Origin of the sequence: Agrococcus sp. UYP10 (assembly GCF_040547205.1) — a bacterium.
Taxonomy (GTDB): Bacteria; Actinomycetota; Actinomycetes; order Actinomycetales; family Microbacteriaceae; genus Agrococcus; species Agrococcus jenensis.
In genome coordinates, this window is record NZ_JBEPPG010000001.1 from 1,731,447 (window position 1) to 1,751,141 (window position 19,695).

Sequence of the window (19,695 nt, forward strand, 5' to 3'; positions counted from 1 at the left end):
CTGTCCACCGACGTGGATGCGCCCTAGGGTGGACGGCGACGACCTCGACCGCGAAGGAGCGGACCATGGCCCAGCACGCAGCGACGCAGCCGCCCGACGGCGTGACCGAGCGCACCGACCGCGATCCGGCGCCCGCGGTCTCGCGCGCCCTCCGCATCCTCACCTCGCTCGCCGAGGCGGAGGGCGTCCCAATGACGCTCAGCGACATCGCGAGGGCGCTCGGCATCGCGAAGTCGTCGACCGCGAACCTGTGCGCGGCACTCGAGGAGGGCGGCATGGTCGAGCGCGAGGCCGGCGGCTACCGCCTCGGTCGCCGCACGGCGGAGCTCGGCGGCGCCTTCGCGCAGCAGTTCAACCAGGTGCGCGAGTTCTACCGCGTCGTCGCGGCGTCGCCCGAGCTGCACCGCGAGGTGGTGCAGATCGCGATGCTCGACGGCGTCGACGCGCTCTACCTCGCGCGCCACGAGGGGCGCTCGCCCTACCGGCTCGGAACGCCGCTCGGCTCTCGGCTGCCGGCCCCCCTCAGCGCGACCGGCGTGGCGCTGCTCGCCCGCCTCGACGACGACGAGGTGCGCGCGCTCCTCGCACCAGCCGAGCCCTTCCCGCCGCTGACGGCCACGAGCATCACGACGGTGGACGAGCTGCTGCCGATGCTGCGCGAGGCGCGCGAGCGGGGCTTCGCGGTCGACCGCGGCGGCTCCTTCGGCGGCATCACCGGCGTCGCGGTCGCGCTCGACCCGTGGGCGCCTGCGGATCCGCCGCTCGCGATGGGCGCGGCGCTGCCCGCCGAGCATGCCGACGATGCGCGGGTGGCGGAGGTCGGGGCAGCGCTGCGCGCCGCGGTCGCCGCGCTGTCGAACCCGCTCCGAGGTCCCGCCTCCTAGCGCACCGCGCTCGCGCTGTTCAGAGGGTTGTACGGCGTTCAGCCCAGTGGTACGCTCGCCCGTGCAACGACGCATTGCACGACTGTCGAAGGAGATGGACCGTGACCGAGACCACCGCGCAGCAGGACCCCACGCCCCAGCGCCCCGCCCACACCGACGATCCGGAGTACGCAGCCAACCTGCGCCGGGCGACGCTCGCCTCGAGCGTCGGCAGCGCCCTCGAGTACTTCGACTTCGCCCTCTACGGCCTGTCGTCCGCGCTCATCTTCAACACGCTGTTCTTCAGCGACCTCGACCCGGCGATGGGCGTGGTCGCGGCGTTCGCCTCGTTCGGCGTCGGCTTCGCCGCCCGGCCGCTCGGCGGCCTCTTCTTCGGCACGATCGGCGACCGCATCGGTCGCAAGTGGGTGCTCGTCGTCACGATCCTGCTCATGGGCGGCGCGACGACCCTCATCGGGCTGCTGCCGACCTACGAGCAGATCGGCATCTGGGCGCCCGTGCTGCTGACGGTGCTGCGCCTCGCGCAGGGCTTCGGCGCCGGCGCCGAGCAGGCCGGCGCGACCGTGCTGATGGCGGAGTACTCCCCGGTGCGGCGCCGCGGCTTCTTCTCGTCGCTGCCCTTCATCGGCATCCAGCTCGGCACGCTGCTCGCCGCCGTCGTCTTCACGTTCCTCTCGTCGCTGCCGGAGGACGTCTTCCTCGGCTGGGCCTGGCGCGTGCCGTTCCTGCTGTCGTTCGTGCTCATCCTCGTCGCGCTCTTCATCCGGATGCGCCTGCGCGAGACGCCGACGTTCGTCGAGCTCGAGAAGCACGAGCAGGTGGCCGAGCGCCCGATCCGCGACATCTTCACGAAGGGCTTCCCGGGCGTCGTGGTCGGCATCGGGCTGCGGATGGCCGAGAACGGCGGCTCCTACATGTTCCAGAACCTCGCGCTCGCCTTCGTCGCCGGCACGTTCATCGCCAACCCGGTCGACCGCGGCGTCGCCACCTGGGGCGTCACGATCGGCTCGCTCATCGGCATGGGCACGATCCCGCTCACCGGCCACCTCTCGGACCGCTTCGGCCGCCGCGCGGTGTACCGCTTCGGCGCCGTCTTCATGCTGCTCTACGCGTTCCCCGCGTGGTGGCTGCTGTCGCAGGGCGACCCGGCGACGGTCGTGGTCGTCATCGCGCTCGGCATCGGCATCGCCGTGAACACCATGCTCGGCCCGCAGTGCGCGATGCTGCCCGAGATGTTCGGCAACCGGCACCGCTACCTGGGCGTCGCGATGGCGCGCGAGATCTCGGCCGTGCTGGGCGGCGGGCTCGCGGGCGTGCTGGGCGCCTACCTGCTCGCCACGTCCGGCGGCAACTGGCTGCTGCCGGCGATCTACATGGCCACGCTCGCGCTCATCTCGACCGCATCGACGTTCCTCGTGCCCGAGACGCGCGGTCGCGACCTGCTGCGCCTCGAGGACGCCGTGAACGTCTCGACCGACGAGGGGCAGGACCGCGACGCGGACCTGCCCGTCGTGACGGCGGCCCGCTGATGCGCATCGCCCGCATCGCCGTCGACGGCAGAGCGCTGCACGTCCGCGCGGACGGCGACGGCTGGGTGCCGATCGACGACCCGTACGCCGCGCTCGCCGCGGGCACGCCGGTCGCCGACGCGGGGGAGCGCGTCGACGGTCGCGACGCGACGCTCCTGGCGCCGGCCGTGCCGACCGTGCTCGTCGGCATCGCGCAGAACCGCGGCGCCGACCCGGAGCCGCCGCTGCCGGTGCAGGCGTGGCTGAAGAGCCCGCGCGGCGTCGTGCCGCACGGCGCACCCGTGCGCGTGCGCCGCGACGCCGGCCGCGTCGTCGCGGAGGCCGAGGTCGCGGTCGTCATCGGCCGCGACACGGGCGACCCCACCGAGACGCTCGTCACGGCGGCGAACGCGCACGAGTTCGTGCTCGGCGTCACCGCGGTGAACGACCTCTCCTACCCGGACCGCGCCGTGCTCGACGTGCGCAACTTCGAGTCGAAGGGCGGCGACGGCTCGACGCCGCTCGGCCCCTGGATCGACACGGAGGCCCCGATCGACGACCTCGTCCTGCGGCTCGAGGTCGACGGCGAGGTGGTGCGCGACACGAGCGCGCAGGCCATGCCCGTGCCCGTGCGCGAGTCGATCGCGTACGTCGCCGGCTGGCTGCGACTCGGTCCGGGCGACGTGATCATGGCCGGCGCGCCGCACTCGAACCACGAGGTGGCCGCGGGCTCGACGGTCTCGGTCGTCGTCGGCGGGCTCCGGCTCGAGACGCCCCTGCGCTGAGCGCACCGGAGCGCTCGTGCGCTCGCATCGATAGCCTTGCAACGAAGGAGACAGCCATGCCCGGTCCCACCCTGAAGGTCGCCGTCGCGGTGAGCATCGACGACGCGAGCGCCGACCGCATCCGCGAGCTCGAGCCGCGCGTCGAGCTGCTGCGCGACCCCTCGCTCACGCGCCCCTGGCGCTGGACGGGCGACTGGGAGGGCGACCCCTCGTGGGAGCGCACCCCCGAGCAGCAGGAGGCGTTCGAGGCGATGCTCGACTCGGCGGACGCCCTCTTCGGGCTCCCGGACGTGTCGCCGCAGGCGCTCGCCCGCACGGTCCGCGCGAACCCGCGGCTCCGGTGGCTGCACACGACCGCGGCCGGCGGCGGCGGCCAGGTGCGGAACGCGCAGCTGACCGACGACGAGCTCGAGCGCGTCGTCGTGACGACGAGCGCGGGCATGCACGCCACGACCCTCGCCGAGTGGGCCGTCTTCGGCGTGCTCGCGGGGGCGAAGGGCCTCCGCCGGCTCGAGGCCGACCAGGCGTCGCGCACGTGGGGCGACGGCCGGCGGCTCATGCGGCACGTCAGCGAGATGACGGTGCTCGTCGTCGGGCTCGGCGGCATCGGCGCCGTCGTCGCCGAGCGCTTCTCGGCGCTCGGCGCGACCGTGTGGGGCACGACGCGCTCCGGCGAGCCCGTCGAGCACGTCGATCGCCTCGTGCCGATCGACGAGCTCGTCGAGGCCGCGGGTCAGGTCGACGCGATCGTCGCGACCCTGCCCGGCACGGCGCACACGACCGGCCTCATCGGCGCCGACGTGCTCGGCGCCGTGCGCGACGACACGATCCTCGTCAACGTCGGCCGCGGCACCGTCGTCGACGAGGACGCGCTGCTCGACGCCCTCGACGCCGGCCGCATCGGCTTCGCCGCGCTCGACGTGACCGCGGTCGAGCCGCTCCCGACCGAGTCGCGCCTGTGGGAGCACCCGAGCGTGCTGCTCAGCCCGCACACCGCTGCCCTCTCGGTGCAGGAGCCGCGCCGCATCGCCGAGCTCTTCGCGGCCAACGCGACCCGCCTCCTCGACGGCGAGCCCATGCAGAACGTGATGTCGACCAAGGAGTTCTACTGATGCCCGCAGGCCCCGCGCTGTTCGACCTCACCGGGCGCACCGCGCTCGTCACCGGCTCGAGCCAGGGCATCGGCCGCGCGCTCGTCGAGGGCCTCGCGCAGGCCGGCGCCACCGTCGTCGTGCACGGCCGCGACCGCGCGAAGGCGGAGCGCGCGGCGGCCGAGATCGCCGCGGCGACGGGCCGCGAGGCGCACGCCGCGATCTTCGACGTCACCGATGCCGAGGCGGTCGACGCCGGGATCGCCGACGTCGAGGCGCGGCTCGGCACCCCAGACATCCTCGTGAACAACGCGGGCATCCAGCGCCGCAACCCGATCGCCGACTTCACCGACGCCGACTGGCACGACCTCCTGGCCACGAACCTCACGAGCGCCTTCCTGCTGTCGAGGCGCGTCGCACGCGGCATGATCGCCCGCGGCTCCGGCCGGATCGTCTCGATCGGCAGCGTGCAGTCGCAGCTCGCGAGGCCCTCCATCGCGCCGTACAGCGCGACGAAGGGCGCGATCGTCATGCTCACGAAGGGCCTCTGCGCCGACCTCGCGCCGCACGGCATCAGCGTCAACGCGCTCGCGCCCGGCTACTTCGCCACCGAGCTCACGCAGCAGCTCGTCGACGACGCCGAGTTCTCGGCGTGGGTCGCGCAGCGCACGCCCGCCGGCCGCTGGGGGAGGGTCGAGGACCTCGTGGGCACGCTCGTGTTCCTCTCGAGCGACGCGAGCGCCTTCGTGAACGGCCAGACCATCTACGTCGACGGCGGCATGACCGCGGTCGTCTAGGCACTCGAGAGCGGGACATGATGACCGACAACCTGGGCCTCGTCGCCCACGCGAAGGACGACGTGCGCGTCGAGGCGCTGCCGGAGCCCGCGCCGGGTGCGGACGAGGCGGTCGTCGAGATCGCCTACGGCGGCATCTGCGGCTCCGACCTGCACTACTGGCTGCACGGCGCGGCCGGCCAGTCGATCCTGCGGGAGCCGATGCTGCTCGGCCACGAGATCGTCGGCACCGTGCTGATCGCGGCCGCCGACGGCACCGGGCCCGCGGCGGGCACGCGCGTCGCGGTGCACCCCGCGACCCCGATCGACGACGGCTCGAGCCCCTTCCCGGCCGATCGCCCGAACCTCAGCCCCGCGGGCACCTACCTCGGCTCCGCGGCGCGGATGCCGCACACGGCCGGCGCCTTCGCGCGCCGGGTCGCGCTGCCCGCGCGCATGCTCCGCCCGATCCCCGAGGGCCTCGACCTGCGGCTCGCCGCGCTCGCCGAGCCCGCCGCCGTCGCGTGGCACGGCGTCGGCCAGGCGGGCGACGTCGCCGGCCGCCGCGTGCTCGTGATCGGCACCGGCCCCATCGGCGCGCTCGCGATCGCGGTCGCGCGGCACCACGGCGCCGCCGAGGTGGTCGCGACCGACCTGCACGAGCACCCGCGCGCGCTCGCCGAGCGGCTCGGCGCCCGCGCCCTCGACGCGACGGATGCCGATGCGATCGCCGGCGTGCACGCCGACGTCGTCATCGAGTCGTCCGGCACCGTCCCCGGCCTCGCCGCCGCGATCAGCGGCGCGCGGCGGGGCGGCACCGTCGTGATGCTCGGGCTGCAGCGCGCGGGCGACATCGCCGTGCCGATGGCGAGCGCCATCACGCGCGAGCTGACGCTCGTGGGCTCCTTCCGGTTCAACGACGAGATCGACGACGTGCTGGGCGCCCTCGCCGACGGCTCGCTCGACGCGGCCGCGGTGATCAGCCACGAGCTGCCGATCGAGGACGGCCTCGAGGCGCTCGCCGTCGCGCGCGACGCATCCGTATCCTCGAAGGTGCTGCTGACGTTCGCAGCCACGACGGACACAGGAGCGGTGCGATGAGCGAGACGCGATACCCGCCCATGATCATCATGGGCGTGCAGGGGTCGGGGAAGTCGACGATCGGGAAGGCGCTCGCCGAGCGGCTGAACATCGACTTCATCGACGGGGACGACCTCCACCCCAAGGCGAACAAGGACAAGATGGCCGGCGGCTCGCCCCTCACCGACGAGGACCGCGTGCCGTGGCTCAAGACGATCGGGCAGACGATCGCCGACGGCCGCGTCGACGGCCGCATCACGATCGTCGCGTGCTCGGCGCTCAAGCGCTGGTACCGCGAGCTGCTGCGCGCGAGCGACCAGGACCTCGTCTTCGTGCACCTGCGCGGCGAGCGCGACCTCGTCGCCGAGCGGCTCGCGCACCGCGACCACGAGTACATGCCGACGACGCTGCTCGAGAGCCAGCTCGAGACGCTCGAGCCGCTCGCCGAGTGGGAGCGCGGCATCGTCATCTCCATCGAGCAGCGGCCCGAGGCGATCGTCGACGAGGTCACCCGCATCCTCACCGGCCGGGCAGCGGGCCGCGCCGTCGAGCCCCGTCCCGGCGCGACGGTCACCGGCGCGATCGACACGCAGCCCTCCTGATCGCCCCGTGATCACGCCCTGATCCCCTCGACCGCCGCCGGCGGTCACGCATCACCCGCACACGCACACTGGAGACACCCGATGGAAGATCTCGTCCTCAACTGGGACCTCGGCACCGGAGGGCTCCTGCTGCTGGCAGCCGCGTCCATCGCGCTGCTGCTCGTCCTCATCATGGCGTTCAAGATCCACGCCTTCCTGGCGCTGATGATCACGAGCCTGCTGACGGCCGTCGCCGCCGGCATCCCGTTCGACCGGCTCATCGCAGCGCTCCAGTTCGGCTTCAACCCGACCCTCGGCAGCGTCATGCTGCTCGTCGCGCTCGGCGCGATGCTCGGCCGCATGATCGAGACGTCGGGCGGCGCGCGCGTGCTGACCGACAAGCTCATCGGTCGCTTCGGCGAGCAGCGCGCGGGCATGGCCGTCGGCGTCGCGAGCCTGCTCATGGGCTTCCCGATCTTCTTCGACGCGGGCCTCGTCGTCATGATGCCGATCATCTACGCCGTCTCGCGCCGCCTCGGCGGCTCGCTGCTGACGGTCGCCTTCCCCGCGGCCCTCGCCTTCAGCTCGATGCACATCTTCGTGCCGCCGCACCCCGGCCCCGTGAGCGCCTCCGCGATCCTGGGCGCCGACGTCGGCCTCGTGCTCATCCTCGGCCTCGTCGTCGCGCTGCCCGTCTGGTACATCGTCGGCGTGCTCTTCGGCGGCTACGTCGGCCGCAAGTACGACGTGGGCGTGCCCTCGATCCTCGACGGCACCTCCGAGCAGCACGACGAGATGGAGTCGAACCCGCGCTTCGGCAAGATCATCGCCCTGCTCGTGCTGCCGCTCGTGCTCATCCTGCTCAACACCGGCCTCAACATGTACGCCGCGACCACCGCCGACCCCGACGCGTTCAAGGCAGAGCCCGTCGTCGCGCTGCTGCGCACCCTCGGTGAGACGCCCGTCGCGCTCCTCATCACCGTGATCGTCTCGTTCTGGCTGCTCGGCTGGGGCATGGGCAAGAAGGGCTCGCTGCTCGAGAAGGTCGCCGACAGCGCGCTCGGTCCGATCGCGTCGGTCGTGCTCGTCACCGGCGCGGGCGGCATGTTCGGCGGCGTGCTCCGCGTCACCGGCATCGGCGATGCCATCGCCGAGTCGCTCAACTCGGTGGGCATGCCCGTCATCGTGGCGGCGTTCCTCATCTCGCTCATCGTGCGCATCGCGCAGGGCTCGGCGACCGTGGCGCTCACGACCGCCGCGTCGCTCATGGCCGGCGTGGTCGTCGAGGGCGGCTTCAACCCGGTCGAGACCGCGGCGATCGTGCTCGCCACGGCCGCCGGGTCGGTGGGCTTCAGCCACGTCAACGACTCGGGCTTCTGGCTCGTGAGCAAGTTCTTCGGCCTCGACGTCAAGACGACGCTGAAGACCTGGACGGTCGCGCAGGGCCTCATGTCGATCGTCGGCTTCATCATCGCCTACGCGATCTACCTGCTGGGCGGCGTGTTCGGCTGATCCGGCGCGCGAGAGCGGAGGTCCGGGAGGACCTCCGCTTTCGCCGTTCCCGGGCCGTGCTGTAGAGTCGGAGGCTGAACTTCGGCGAGGGGTGCGGACGCATCCGTGATCGACGCAGTGGCAGCAGCGGACCCAGTCCTCACGCTTCGCGCGTTCGAGTCGACCATCGACGGGCCGCGGCCCACAAGGAGCACTTCCATGACTGACGGCAGCAAGCTGGTCACCGAGACCCGCACGGCATTCGGCAAGGGCGCGGCGCGCAAGCTGCGCGCCATCGGCAAGGTCCCCGCCGTGCTCTACGGCCACGGCTCGGAGCCCCAGCACCTCACGCTCGACGCGCACGACGTCTTCATGCTCGTGCGTCGCTCGAACGCCATCTTCGACCTCGAGATCGAGGGCGGCTCGCAGCTCGCGCTCGTGAAGGACATCCAGCGCAACCCGGTGCTGCAGGGCGCGCAGGCGATCGAGCACCTCGACCTCATCATCGTCCAGCGCGGCGAGAAGGTCGTCGTCGACGTGCCCGTGCACGTCGAGGGCGAGTCGGCCCCCGGCACGATCACGAACCTCGAGCTGACGAGCGTCTCGATCGAGGTCGAGGCGCTGCACATCCCGAACAACCTCGTGGTCTCGATCGAGGGCCTCGAGGAGGGCGCGCACATCCTGGCCGGCGGCATCGAGCTGCCCACGGGCTCGACGCTCCTCACCGACCCCGAGGCGCTCGTCGTCGGCATCATGGTGCCCGCGGCGCCGCAGCTCGAGGACGAGGACGCCGCACCGGCCGAGGGCGACGTCGTCGAGAGCGGCGAGGCCTCGCAGCAGACGGACGAGTCCGCGGAGTAGTCGGACCCCTCGCGTCCGATGGCGCAGACGTGGCTCGTGGTCGGGCTCGGGAATCCCGGGCCCGACTACGCGCGCACGCGCCACAACATCGGCCAGCTCGCGCTGGCCGAGGTCGAGCGCCGCGCCGGCGCGACGCCGAAGCGGCACGGCCGCGCTGACGCCCTCGTCGCCGAGTCCCGCATCATCGGCGGACCCAAGGTCGTCACGGCCTTCCCGACGAGCTGGATGAACCGGTCGGGCGGCCCGGTCGCGAAGCTGATGGACTGGTACGGCGTCGACCCCGAGCACGTCATCGTGCTGCACGACGAGCTCGACCTCCCGCTCGGCACCGTGCGCCTCAAGCAGGGCGGCGGGCACGGCGGCCACAACGGGATGCGCGACATCATCGCCGCGCGCGGCGGCGACGTGCTGCGCGTGCGGCTGGGCGTCGGGCGCCCGCCCGGCAGGCAGGATCCCGCCGACTTCGTGCTGAAGCCCTTCGCGAAGGCCGAGCAGGACGAGGCCGATCTGCTCGTGCAGCTGGGCGCCGACGCCGTCGAGCGCATCATCGCCGACGGCTTCGCCGAGGCGCAGCAGCGCATCCACGCCCCGAGCTGAGCGGCGCGGCTCGCCGCTAGCATGGAGAGTCGATCCGGAGGAGAGTGACTGTGCGCAGAGACGCCCCGCGAGTCGCCGCTGTCGTGCTGGCGGTCGGGCTCGCGCTCGCCGGCTGCGCGAGCGGCACGCCCGAGCAGGACGCCGCGCCCGAGGGCCCGAACGGCTACACGCTCTCCGCGAGCTTCGACGACGGGTCGATGCTGTGGTGGGACGGCGGCGACGAGTCCGGCCTGACCGACCTGATCCTCGAGGACGAGGGCGGTCGCATGTTCGCGTCGTGCCTCGGCCGCGGTCCGCTGCTGTGCGTCGGCGGCACCGACGAGGCCCGCGGTGCCCTCGTGATCGGCCCGGCCGGCGCGGAGCGCGCGGTCATGCACTGGTACGGCACCGACGTCGAGCTCGTGCGCGGCGAGCAGACCCCTGACGACGCCCCGCCGGTCTTCGCGGGCGTGATGCCGCCCGTCGGCGCGGAGGGCTCGTACAGCGTCGAGGTGTTCGACGCCGCGGGCGCCGTGGTCATGACGCAGTGACACGGGCTCAGTCAGCGAGACAGGCGCAGTGAGCCTCCGGCCCCTCCTCGAGCTCCTCGAGCGCAGCGCGCTCGCCCCGGTCGTCGAAGCGAGCCGCGGTGGCGCGCTCACGGGCATCGAGTCGATGCGCGCACCCGTCGTCGCGTCGATCGCGAGCGCCCACGACCGACCGCTGCTCGTCATCACCGCCACCCGGCGCGAGGCGGACGCGGTGCGCGACGACCTCTCCGCCTGGCTCCCCGAGGCGCAGGTGCTCGACCTGCCCGCGTGGGAGACGCTCCCGCACGAGCGGCTGAGCCCCTCCGCCGAGACGGTCGGCCGCCGCGGCGCGACGCTGCGCGCGGTCGCCGAGCGGCAGCCGGGCACGCCGATGGTCATCGTCGCCTCCGTGCGCGCGGCCCTGCAGCCCGTCGCCGACAACCTGCTCTCCGTCGACCCCGTCGAGCTCGTCGCCGGGGCGCGGGGCATCGACCTCGCCGCCCTGTCGCGCCGGCTCGTCGACCTCGCCTACTCGCGCGTCGACATGGTGACCCGGCGCGGCGAGTTCGCCGTGCGCGGCGGCATCGTCGATGTCTTCGCGCCCGCCGAGGACTACCCCGTGCGCATCGAGCTGTTCGGCGAGGAGGTCGACCAGATGCGCTGGTTCCACGTCGCCGACCAGCGCTCGGACGCCGAGCCGGTCGACCGCGTCGTGCTGCCGCCCAGCCGCGAGATGCTGCTGACGGAGGCGGTGCGCAGCCGCGCGCGCCAGCTCGCCCCCGAGTTCCCCGGCATCCAGCAGATGCTCGAGCGCATCGGCGAGGGCATCCCGGTCGAGGGCATGGAGTCGCTCGCGCCCGCGCTGCTGCCGAGGCTCGTGCCCATCACGCACTACCTGCCGGACGCGGGCGTCGTCGTGCTCGGCCCCGAGCGCATCCGCGACCGCGTCGCGAGTCTCAACGAGACGAACCACGAGTTCCTCGAGGCGGCGTGGAGCGCCGCGACCGCGGGCGGCGAGGCGCCGGTCGACCTCGCGGGCGGCTTCCTCAGCCTGGACGAGCTGCGCGACGCGGTGCGCGCGCCCTGGTGGACGTTCTCGACGCTGCAGGCCGACGACTCGGTGACCGCGGTCGAGGGGCAGCCGGTGCCGAGCTTCGCCGGCCGCGCCGACGGCGCGGTCGACCACCTCCGCGAGCGCGCCCAGGCGGGGTGGCGCGTCGTCGTCACCGCCGCCGGGCACGGCCTCGTCACGCGCGCGGCGCAGGTGCTCGGCGAGCACGAGGTCGCCGCGCGCGAGGTCGAGGCGCTGCCCCCGCAGCTCGAGCCGGGCATCGTGCACGTGACGCAGGCGTCGATCGAGCAGGGCTTCTCGCTGCCGGACGAGCGCATCGAGCTCGTGAGCGAGGCGGAGTTCTTCGGCCGCGCGGTGGGGGTCGACTCGCGCCAGTCGCGCCGGCTCGCGACCCGGCGCCGGAGCGTCGTCGACCCGCTGCAGCTCAAGCCCGGCGACCACGTCGTGCACGAGACGCACGGCGTCGGCCGCTTCGTGGAGCTCACCCAGCGCACCGTGTCGACCGGCGGCCGGAACCCCGTGAAGACGACCCGCGAGTACCTCGTGATCGAGTACGCGCCGTCGAAGCGCGGGCACCCGGGCGACCGGCTGTCGGTGCCGACGGACCAGCTCGACCAGCTCAACCGCTACGTCGGCGGCGAGGCGCCGCAGCTGTCGAAGATGGGCGGCAGCGACTGGCAGCAGTCGAAGGCGAAGGCGCGCAAGGCCGTGCGCGAGATCGCGGTCGAGCTCGTGCAGCTCTACTCGGCGCGGATGGCGTCGAAGGGCCGCGCGTTCGGTCCCGACACGCCCTGGCAGCGCGAGCTCGAGGACGCGTTCCCCTACGCCGAGACGCCCGACCAGCTCACCACCATCGACGAGGTCAAGCGCGACATGGAGCGCGAGGTGCCAATGGACCGGCTGCTCTCGGGCGACGTCGGCTACGGCAAGACCGAGGTCGCCGTGCGCGCGGCGTTCAAGGCCGTGCAGGACGGCGCGCAGGTCGCGGTGCTCGTGCCCACCACGCTGCTCGTGCGGCAGCACTTCGAGACCTTCGCGGCCCGCTTCGCGGGCTTCCCCGTGCACGTGCGCGCGCTCAGCCGGTTCCAGACCGACAAGGAGCACCGCGAGACCATGGCGGGGCTCGCCGACGGCACGGTCGACGTCGTGATCGGCACCCACCGCCTGCTCTCCGAGTCCGTCCGCTTCAAGGAGCTCGGCCTCGTCATCATCGACGAGGAGCAGCGCTTCGGCGTCGAGCACAAGGAGAAGCTCAAGGCGCTGAAGACGAACGTCGACGTGCTGGCGATGTCGGCGACGCCCATCCCGCGCACGCTCGAGATGGCGGTCACCGGCATCCGCGAGATGTCGACGCTCGCGACCCCGCCGGAGGCGCGGCACCCCGTGCTCACGTTCGTCGGCGCCTACAACGACCAGCAGGTGGCCGCCGCCATCCGGCGCGAGCTGCTGCGCGAGGGGCAGGTGTTCTTCGTGCACAACCGCGTCTCGTCGATCAACCGCGTCGCGGCGCACCTCGCGGAGCTCGTGCCGGAGGCGCGCATCGGCGTCGCGCACGGCAAGATGCCCGAGACCGCCCTCGAGCGCGTGATCGTCGACTTCTGGGAGAAGCAGTACGACGTGCTCGTCTCGACGACGATCGTCGAGACCGGGCTCGACATCCCCAACGCGAACACGCTCATCCTCGACCACGCCGAGCGCTACGGGCTCAGCCAGCTGCACCAGCTGCGCGGCCGCGTCGGCCGCGGCCGCGAGCGCGCGTACGCGTACTTCCTCTACGACCCGGATGCGCCGCTCTCCGAGCTCGCGCACGACCGGCTCGAGACGATCGCGGTGCACAACGAGCTCGGCGCCGGCATGCAGGTGGCGCTCAAGGACCTCGAGATCCGCGGCGCCGGCAACCTGCTCGGCGGCGAGCAGTCCGGGCACATCGCCGGCGTCGGCTTCGACCTCTACCTGCGGATGGTGGGGGAGGCCGTGGCGCTCTTCCGCGGCGAGGAGGACGAGGGGCCGCGCGAGCTGCGGCTCGAGCTGCCCGTCGACGCGGTGATCCCCGAGGACTACGTCGACGCCGAGCGGCTGCGCCTCGAGGCGTACCAGAAGCTCTCGGCGGCCGCGTCGTCCCGCGACGACGAGGCGATCGACCACGTGCTCGACGAGCTGCGGGACCGCTACGGCGAGCCGCCCGCGCAGGTGAGCGCGCTCATCGCCATGGCGCGGCTGCGGCGCAAGGCGCAGCGCGCGCAGCTCTCCGAGGTCATCACCGTCGGCCCGAACCTGCGCATCGGGCCCGCCGACCTCGCCGAGTCGGTGCAGCTGCGCCTGCGCCGCATGTACCCGGACGCGAAGCTCAACGCCCAGGCGAAGACGATCGTCGTGCCGATCCCCACCGCGGGCGGCGGGCGGCTCGCGGGCACGCAGGCGCAGCCGCTGCCCGATGCCGAGCTCATCGCCTGGGTCGACGCGCTGCTGACGGCCATCTTCCCGCCGCCGAAGGAGCCGGCGGGCGACGCCGCCGCCGAGGGTGCGGCGTGAGCGCGCTCGACGAGCTCGTCGAGGTGATGGCGCGGCTGCGCGGTCCGGGCGGCTGCCCGTGGGACGCGGAGCAGACGCACGCGTCGCTCGTGCCGTACGCGATCGAGGAGGCGCACGAGCTCGCCGAGGCGGTGGAGGCCAGGGAGGCGGGCGACGGCGACGACGCGCACCTCCGGGAGGAGCTCGGCGACGTGCTGCTGCAGGTCGTCTTCCACGCCGACATCGCGCGCGCCGAGGGCCGCTTCGACGTCGACGACGTCGCGCGGACGCTCATCGAGAAGCTGCGCCGCCGGCATCCGCACGTGTTCGCCGACCTCGCGGTCGACGGCGTCGCCGACGTGGTGGCGAACTGGGATGCGATCAAGCGCGAGGAGAAGCCGGAGCGGGGGAGCGCGCTCGACGGCATCCCCGTGAGCCTGCCGGCGCTCGCCCGTGCCGAGAAGACGATGAGCCGGGCGAAGCGCGCGGGCCTGCCGCTGCCCGACACGGCGGCCGTCGACGTCGGCGACGACGAGGCGGCGCTCGGCGAGGCCCTGCTCGCGCTCGTCCGCTCCGCGAGCGATCGCGGGCTCGACGCCGAGCGCGCCCTGCGCACCGCGACGCGGGCGCTCGAGCAGCGGCTGCGCGCCGAGGAGGCCGACGCGACGTGACGGCCGAGGGGGAGACGACCGCGCCGGAGGACCGCCTCGCCCTGCGTCGCCTCGCCCTGCGTCGCCGCGCGTTCGCGTCGTCGCTCGTGGTCGCGGCCGCGACCACGGTCATCACCGGCTGCGCCCACGCCGTCGGCGGCGGCGTCGCGCCCGACGCGCTGCTGCTGGTCGCGGCGTTCGTGGCGACCCTGCTCGTGCTCGCGCCGGTGCTCGGCGCACGCGGCTCGGCGCCCCGTCGTGTCGTCGCCGTCACGATCGCCCAGCTGCTGCAGCACGGCGTGTACTCGCTGCCGCGGCCGTCGGCCGGCCATGCCGGCCACGCGTCGGGGCACCGCGACACGGCGCTTCACGACGCAGTGCTCGGCCCGATCCTCGTCGAGCATGCGCACGCCGCGATGCCGCTCGCGCACGTGGCAGCAGGCGTCATCACCCTCTGGCTGCTGCGCGCGGTGCCGCGCGCCGTCGCCGCCGTGCTCGAGGCGATGTCGCTGCGGCTCGCCGCGGCCGCGCTCGCCTGGACGCCGCCGCGCGTGCGGCGTGCTGCTCCCGTCTCCGCCGTCAGCCCCGCGCGCCGCGCGGCCCTCGACGTGCTCCACAGCGCCCTCGTCCGGCGCGGACCGCCGGCGCTCGCCGTCTGAACCCATCCGCGCGCCCACGGGCCGCGAACCCCTTCGGCGACCGCGCGTGCGGCGCCGCTCAGACGACCGCGCGCCAGCGCCCTTCAGCACCAGGAGCACCCATGACCACCACCGTCCGTCCCAGCACCCCCCGCCGCACCATCGGTCGCTCGCGCACCGTCGCAGGCCTCGGCGCCGGCATCGCCGCCACCGCGCTCGTCGTGCTCGGCGCCGCCGCCGCCGCGAGCGCCCACGTGCACGTCACGCCCTCGAGCACCGAGGCGGGCGCCACGAGCGAGCTCGCCTTCACCTTCAGCCACGGCTGCGACGGCTCGCCCACCACGGGCGTCGCCGTCACGATCCCCGACGAGGTCCCGGCGGTGACCCTCATCGCCAACCCCGGGTGGGATGTCGCCATCGACGTCGCCGACGGCCGCGTCGTGCGGTTCACAGCCGACGAGCCGATGCCCGACGGCGTCCGCGAGACCCTCGAGCTCGAGGTGACGCTCCCCGAGGATGCCGCCGACGGCACGGTGCTCGCCTTCCCGGCGCTGCAGTCGTGCGAGGTCGGCGAGAGCGACTGGAGCAGCGACGACCAGGCGTCGGAGACGCCGGCGCCGATCCTCACCATCGGCGAGGCCGCCGAGGCGCACGGCCACGGCGCGGCAGCCGGCGCCGCCGGCGACGCGGCCGGTGCCGAGCACGCCGAGCACGAGGCCGAGGCCGCCGCGGCACCCGCGGCGGATGGCGGCTCCGGCGCCACGCTGCCCGTCGCGATCGCGGCCCTCGTCGCCGCTGCCGTCGCGGCCGTCCTCAGCGCGATCGCGCTGCGGCGCCAGCGGGCGACCCGATGACCGCGACGCTCGAGCGGGCGGCGGAGGCCCCCGCAGGACGGCAGCCGTGGCTCTCGCCGCTGCTGCGCCGCCTGCACTGGCTGGCCGGCGTGCTCGTCGGCCCCTTCATCCTGGTGGCGGCGCTCTCGGGCGCGGCGTACGCGCTCGCGCCATCGGTCGAGCAGGTGCTCTACCGCGACGCGCTCACGGCCCCGACCGAGGGCGAGCCGCTGCCGCTCGCCGAGCAGGTGCGCGTGGCGCAGGCGGCGGCCGGCGACGGCGCATCGCTGTCGGCGCTCCGGCCGGCGCCCGAGCCTGGCGCGACGACCCGCGTGCTCTTCGCCGACCCGTCGCTCGTCGAGAGCGAGAGCCGCGCGATCTTCGTCGATCCGGTGAGCGGCGAGGTGCGCGGTGACCTCACGGTCTACGGCACGAGCGGCTCGCTGCCGCTGCGCACCGCGATCGACCACTTCCACCGCGGCCTCGGCCTCGGCGACGTCGGCAGGCTCTACTCCGAGCTCGCCGCGAGCTGGCTCGGCATCGTCGTGCTCGCGGGCGTGGGGCTGTGGATCGGGCAGTGGGTGGCGCTCCGCCGCCGCGGGCGCTCCGCGCGCGAGCTGGTGCGCCCGGAGCGCGGCGCGACCGGCGCTCGGCGCCTGCGCTCGTGGCACGCGTCGCTCGGCATCTGGCTCGCGCTCGGCGCGCTCTTCCTCTCTGCCACCGGCATCACCTGGTCGCAGCTCGCAGGGGCGAACGTGACCGGGCTGCGCGCCGCGCTCGGCTGGTCGACGCCGTCGGTCTCGACCGCCCTCGGCGACGAGGCGTCCGGCGCTGCCGCGCACGGCGACCACGGCGCGGCTGCCGCTGCGGCCGAGGTCGACCCCGCGCTGTTCGACGACGTGCTCGCCGTCGCCCGCACCGAGAACGTCGACGTCGGGCTCATCGAGCTGCGGCCGCCGGCCGATGACCGGAGCGCCTGGGTCGTGCAGGAGATCCAGCGCTCCTTCCCGACGCAGGTCGACGCGGTCGCCGTCGACGGCGCGACGCTCGAGGTCGTCGACCGCGTCGACTTCGCTGACTTCGGGCTCATCCCCAAGCTCGCGCGATGGGGCATCGACCTCCACATGGGGTCGATGTTCGGGCTGGCGAACCAGCTCGTGCTGGCAGCGCTCGCGCTCGGGATCGCGGCGATCGTCGCGCTCGGCATGCGGATGTGGTGGCGGCGCGGGCCGTACCGCCGGCCGGGGCCGGCGCCGGAGGCCGGTGCGCTTGCTCGGGCCCCCTGGTGGGGCGTGGCGGCGGTGATCGTCGTCGGCTCCGCGATCGGCCTGCTGCTGCCGCTCGTCGGCTGGACGCTCGTCGCGTTCGTCGTCGTCGACGCGGTGCTCGTGGCGGTGCGCTCGCGCGCGTGATGCCGTGGCCGGGGTCGAACGGGATCGCGGCTACGGGCGGATGACGACGTTGCCGACCTTGCGGCCCGAGTCCGCGATCTCGTAGGCGCGGGCGATCTCGACCATCGGCAGCGACGCCTGGACGACCGGGTCGAGCTCGCCGCTCGCGACGAGCCCGAGCAGGCGCGACGCGTGCTCGGGCTTGGCGGTGGCGACCCCTGCCGTGACCTGCCCGCGGGCGGTGATCGTCTGCCCGAGCGTGGCGAGCACGAGCAGGAGGGAGCCGCCGTCGGCGAGCAGCGCGCGGCCCGCCGCGGTGGAGAGCGCACCGACGGTGTCGACCACGACGTCGAAGCGCTCAGCGATCCGGTCGACGGGGGTCGTCGTGTAGTCGATGACGGCCTCCGCGCCGAGTCGCCGCACGAGCTCGGCGTTGCGCCCGCTCGTGACGCCCGTCACGCGTGCGCCGGTGAGCCGCGCGACCTGCACCGCGCTCGAGCCGACCGCGCCGGACGCGCCGACGACGAGCACCGACTGGCCGGCGCGCAGGTGGGCGACGTCGAGCAGGAAGTGCATGGCCGTGCAGCCTCCGAAGAGCACGGCCGCGGCCGCATCGTGCGAGACGCCTGCGGGCTTCGGCACCAGCCGGTCGGCGCGCGCCGCGACGAGCTCGCCGTGCGCGCCCGGACGGCCGCTGACCAGGCCGGCGACCTCGTCGCCCACGGCGAGGGCCGTGACCCCCTCGCCGACCGCCTCGACGGTGCCCGAGAGAGCCATGCCGAGCACGCGCCGCCGAGGTCCGCGCAGCCCGATGGCGAGCCGCGCGGGGAGTGCGAAGCCGCGCGGGAAGCGCCCGGAGCGCATCCGCGCGTCACCCGACGTGACGGCGGCCGACGCGACGCGCACGACCACCTCACCGGGACGCGCCACCGGGTCGGCGACCTCTGCCACCCGGGCGACGGCCGGCGGACCGTACCGCTCGACGACGACTGCGCGCATGCTGTGCTCCTTACGACTGTAAGCCTGTTCGCGAGCGTACCCTTACCAGTGTAAGTCGGCAAGCGATCGGAGGCACCATGGCGACATCGCCGGATCCGCGTGCTGCGCCACGTCCCGGCCTCACCCGCGAGCGCGTCGTCGAGGCGGCTGCGGCGGTCGCCGACCGCGAAGGGCTGCACGGCGTGAGCATGCGCCGCGTGGGCGGAGAGCTCGGGGTGGAGGCGATGTCGCTGTATCACCACGTCGCGGGCAAGGACGCGCTGCTCGACGCGCTCGCGGACTGGCTCATGGTCCGGGTGGAGCGGCCGTCGCCCGACGGGCCGTGGCGCGAGGCCATCGCCGCGCGGTGCCGCTCGCTCCGCGCCGTGATGCGCGACCACCCGTGGGGGCCGGCGCTCGTCGAGTCGCGCCGCGCGCCCGGGATGACGCTCCTCGGGCACCTCGAGGCGGTGCTCGAGTGCCTGCACCGCGGCGGCTTCCCCGTGCAGCTGGCGGCGCACGCGTTCTCGGTGCTCGATGCGTACGTCTACGGGTTCGTCTCGACCGAGCGGAGCCTGCCGTTCGAGCCGGGCGGCGGCGTCGACGACCTCGCGGCCGAGCTGGCGCTGCCCGCCGACGTGTTCCCCCGGATGGTCGAGCTCATCGAGCAGGCGATCGTCGGCCGGTCGTACGACTACGCGGACGAGTTCGAGTACGGCCTCGAGCTCGTGCTGGACGGCCTCGAGGCGAGGCTCGCCGACGGTTCGGCCGACTCCGTCGCCCGGTAGCGCAGCCGGCCGATGACGGCCACGAGCATGATGCCGACGAGGAAGGCGAGCAGCACCTGGCCGGTGGGGCCGACGAGCCCCGCCCAGCCGCCGTGCTCGCCCGGGTCGAGGAACGGGTACGGGAACCAGCCGTCCACGAGCCCGCCGCGCAGCCACGCCGCCACGAGGTACGCGACCGGGTACGCCATCCACCAGGCCGCGCGCGAGACGCGGATGCGGCGCGCGGTGGGCACGAGCAGCCAGTCGAGCCCCACCATCCACGGCACGAAGCGGTGCTGCGCGGCGTTCGTGAAGTCGACCGTCCACGACCACACCTCGTCGGGCTGCGCGAGCAGCACGGCGTAGACGATGCCCGCGAGCACGATGTAGGCGGTGATCGCGCCGCGCACGTGGTCGAACCAGCGCGGCCGGTGCTCCTCGCGCGTGCCGAGCATCCACAGCATCAGGACGATCACGAGGATGTTGGCCTGCACTGTGAAGTAGGCGAAGTGCTCGGTCGGCGGCTCGCCCGACCGCACCATGTTGACGATGTTCCAGCCCTCGGCGAGCAGCGCGCCGAGCAGGATCACCACCCGCCAGGCGACCACCGGGACCGCGCGGTCGTGCAGGGGCCAACGGGGTCGCATGCCGCCATGATGGCATGCACCGGGCGGCCGGCGGATGCCGCGCGGC

At 74.0% G+C, this 19,695-nt stretch carries 19 protein-coding genes; 17 read left to right on the forward strand and 2 right to left on the reverse strand.

Annotated features, from left to right (window positions below):
• Positions 1-65 precede the first annotated feature (65 nt).
• The 16 genes from ABIB37_RS08525 (at position 66) to ABIB37_RS08600 (ending at position 17,278) form a co-directional block, all read left to right on the forward strand.
• Positions 66-884 (forward strand): IclR family transcriptional regulator, encoded by an 819-nt coding sequence (locus ABIB37_RS08525; protein WP_354259199.1) that lies wholly within the window; start codon positions 66-68, stop codon positions 882-884.
• A 101-nt stretch (positions 885-985) separates the two neighbouring features.
• Positions 986-2,413 (forward strand): MFS transporter, encoded by a 1,428-nt coding sequence (locus ABIB37_RS08530; RefSeq protein ID WP_354259202.1) that lies wholly within the window; start codon positions 986-988, stop codon positions 2,411-2,413.
• On the forward strand, positions 2,413-3,177 hold the full coding sequence (locus ABIB37_RS08535) for a fumarylacetoacetate hydrolase family protein (RefSeq protein ID WP_354259205.1): 765 nt from the start codon (positions 2,413-2,415) through the stop codon (positions 3,175-3,177). The genes ABIB37_RS08530 and ABIB37_RS08535 overlap by 1 nt, the downstream gene beginning before the upstream one ends.
• Before the next feature lie 56 nt (positions 3,178-3,233).
• Entirely contained in the window at positions 3,234-4,289 is a 1,056-nt protein-coding gene (locus ABIB37_RS08540) for a D-2-hydroxyacid dehydrogenase (RefSeq protein ID WP_354259208.1), read from the forward strand.
• Entirely contained in the window at positions 4,289-5,065 is a 777-nt protein-coding gene (locus tag ABIB37_RS08545) for an SDR family oxidoreductase (protein ID WP_354259210.1), read from the forward strand. The genes ABIB37_RS08540 and ABIB37_RS08545 overlap by 1 nt, the downstream gene beginning before the upstream one ends.
• A gap of 20 nt (positions 5,066-5,085) precedes the next feature.
• Positions 5,086-6,144: a zinc-binding dehydrogenase gene (locus ABIB37_RS08550; RefSeq protein ID WP_354259212.1), complete on the forward strand. Its 1,059-nt coding sequence runs from the start codon at positions 5,086-5,088 to the stop codon at positions 6,142-6,144.
• Positions 6,141-6,725: a gluconokinase gene (locus tag ABIB37_RS08555; protein WP_354259215.1), complete on the forward strand. Its 585-nt coding sequence runs from the start codon at positions 6,141-6,143 to the stop codon at positions 6,723-6,725. The genes ABIB37_RS08550 and ABIB37_RS08555 overlap by 4 nt, the downstream gene beginning before the upstream one ends.
• A gap of 81 nt (positions 6,726-6,806) precedes the next feature.
• Entirely contained in the window at positions 6,807-8,216 is a 1,410-nt protein-coding gene (locus tag ABIB37_RS08560; protein WP_354259218.1) for a GntP family permease, read from the forward strand.
• Between the two features lie 198 nt (positions 8,217-8,414).
• Entirely contained in the window at positions 8,415-9,056 is a 642-nt protein-coding gene (locus tag ABIB37_RS08565) for a 50S ribosomal protein L25/general stress protein Ctc (RefSeq protein ID WP_354259221.1), read from the forward strand.
• A gap of 18 nt (positions 9,057-9,074) precedes the next feature.
• Positions 9,075-9,653, forward strand: coding sequence for an aminoacyl-tRNA hydrolase (gene pth, locus ABIB37_RS08570; RefSeq protein ID WP_123696012.1), 579 nt, complete (start codon positions 9,075-9,077; stop codon positions 9,651-9,653).
• A 50-nt stretch (positions 9,654-9,703) separates the two neighbouring features.
• Positions 9,704-10,183 carry a hypothetical protein gene (locus tag ABIB37_RS08575; protein ID WP_354259224.1) on the forward strand — a complete coding sequence of 160 codons (480 nt, stop codon included), beginning with the start codon at positions 9,704-9,706 and terminating at the stop codon, positions 10,181-10,183.
• Positions 10,184-10,211: 28 nt separating this feature from the next.
• Positions 10,212-13,766 (forward strand): transcription-repair coupling factor, encoded by a 3,555-nt coding sequence (mfd, locus tag ABIB37_RS08580; protein ID WP_354259228.1) that lies wholly within the window; start codon positions 10,212-10,214, stop codon positions 13,764-13,766.
• Positions 13,763-14,416, forward strand: a complete 654-nt coding sequence (gene mazG / locus ABIB37_RS08585; RefSeq protein WP_354259230.1) for a nucleoside triphosphate pyrophosphohydrolase — start codon at positions 13,763-13,765, stop codon at positions 14,414-14,416. Before mfd ends, mazG begins: the two co-directional genes overlap by 4 nt.
• Entirely contained in the window at positions 14,413-15,054 is a 642-nt protein-coding gene (locus ABIB37_RS08590; RefSeq protein WP_354259233.1) for a hypothetical protein, read from the forward strand. Before mazG ends, ABIB37_RS08590 begins: the two co-directional genes overlap by 4 nt.
• Before the next feature lie 101 nt (positions 15,055-15,155).
• A complete protein-coding gene (locus ABIB37_RS08595) occupies positions 15,156-15,887 on the forward strand; it encodes a DUF1775 domain-containing protein (protein ID WP_354259236.1) in 732 nt (243 codons plus the stop codon).
• Entirely contained in the window at positions 15,884-17,278 is a 1,395-nt protein-coding gene (locus ABIB37_RS08600) for a PepSY-associated TM helix domain-containing protein (protein ID WP_354259238.1), read from the forward strand. Before ABIB37_RS08595 ends, ABIB37_RS08600 begins: the two co-directional genes overlap by 4 nt.
• 30 nt (positions 17,279-17,308) lie before the next feature.
• Here the strand turns inward: ABIB37_RS08600 and ABIB37_RS08605 are convergent, their stop codons facing one another.
• Complete coding sequence (locus tag ABIB37_RS08605; protein ID WP_354259241.1) at positions 17,309-18,256, reverse strand: NAD(P)-dependent alcohol dehydrogenase; 948 nt, start codon at positions 18,254-18,256, stop codon at positions 17,309-17,311.
• A gap of 77 nt (positions 18,257-18,333) precedes the next feature.
• Here ABIB37_RS08605 and ABIB37_RS08610 point away from each other — a divergent pair, with 77 nt between their 5' ends.
• On the forward strand, positions 18,334-19,023 hold the full coding sequence (locus ABIB37_RS08610) for a TetR/AcrR family transcriptional regulator C-terminal domain-containing protein (protein WP_354259244.1): 690 nt from the start codon (positions 18,334-18,336) through the stop codon (positions 19,021-19,023).
• Here the strand turns inward: ABIB37_RS08610 and ABIB37_RS08615 are convergent.
• The gene (locus ABIB37_RS08615) at positions 18,930-19,649 is read right to left on the reverse strand and encodes a Pr6Pr family membrane protein (RefSeq protein ID WP_354259247.1); all 720 of its coding nucleotides are present in this window, start codon (positions 19,647-19,649) and stop codon (positions 18,930-18,932) included. The two genes, ABIB37_RS08610 and ABIB37_RS08615, sit on opposite strands and share 94 nt — an antisense overlap.
• Positions 19,650-19,695 lie beyond the last annotated feature (46 nt).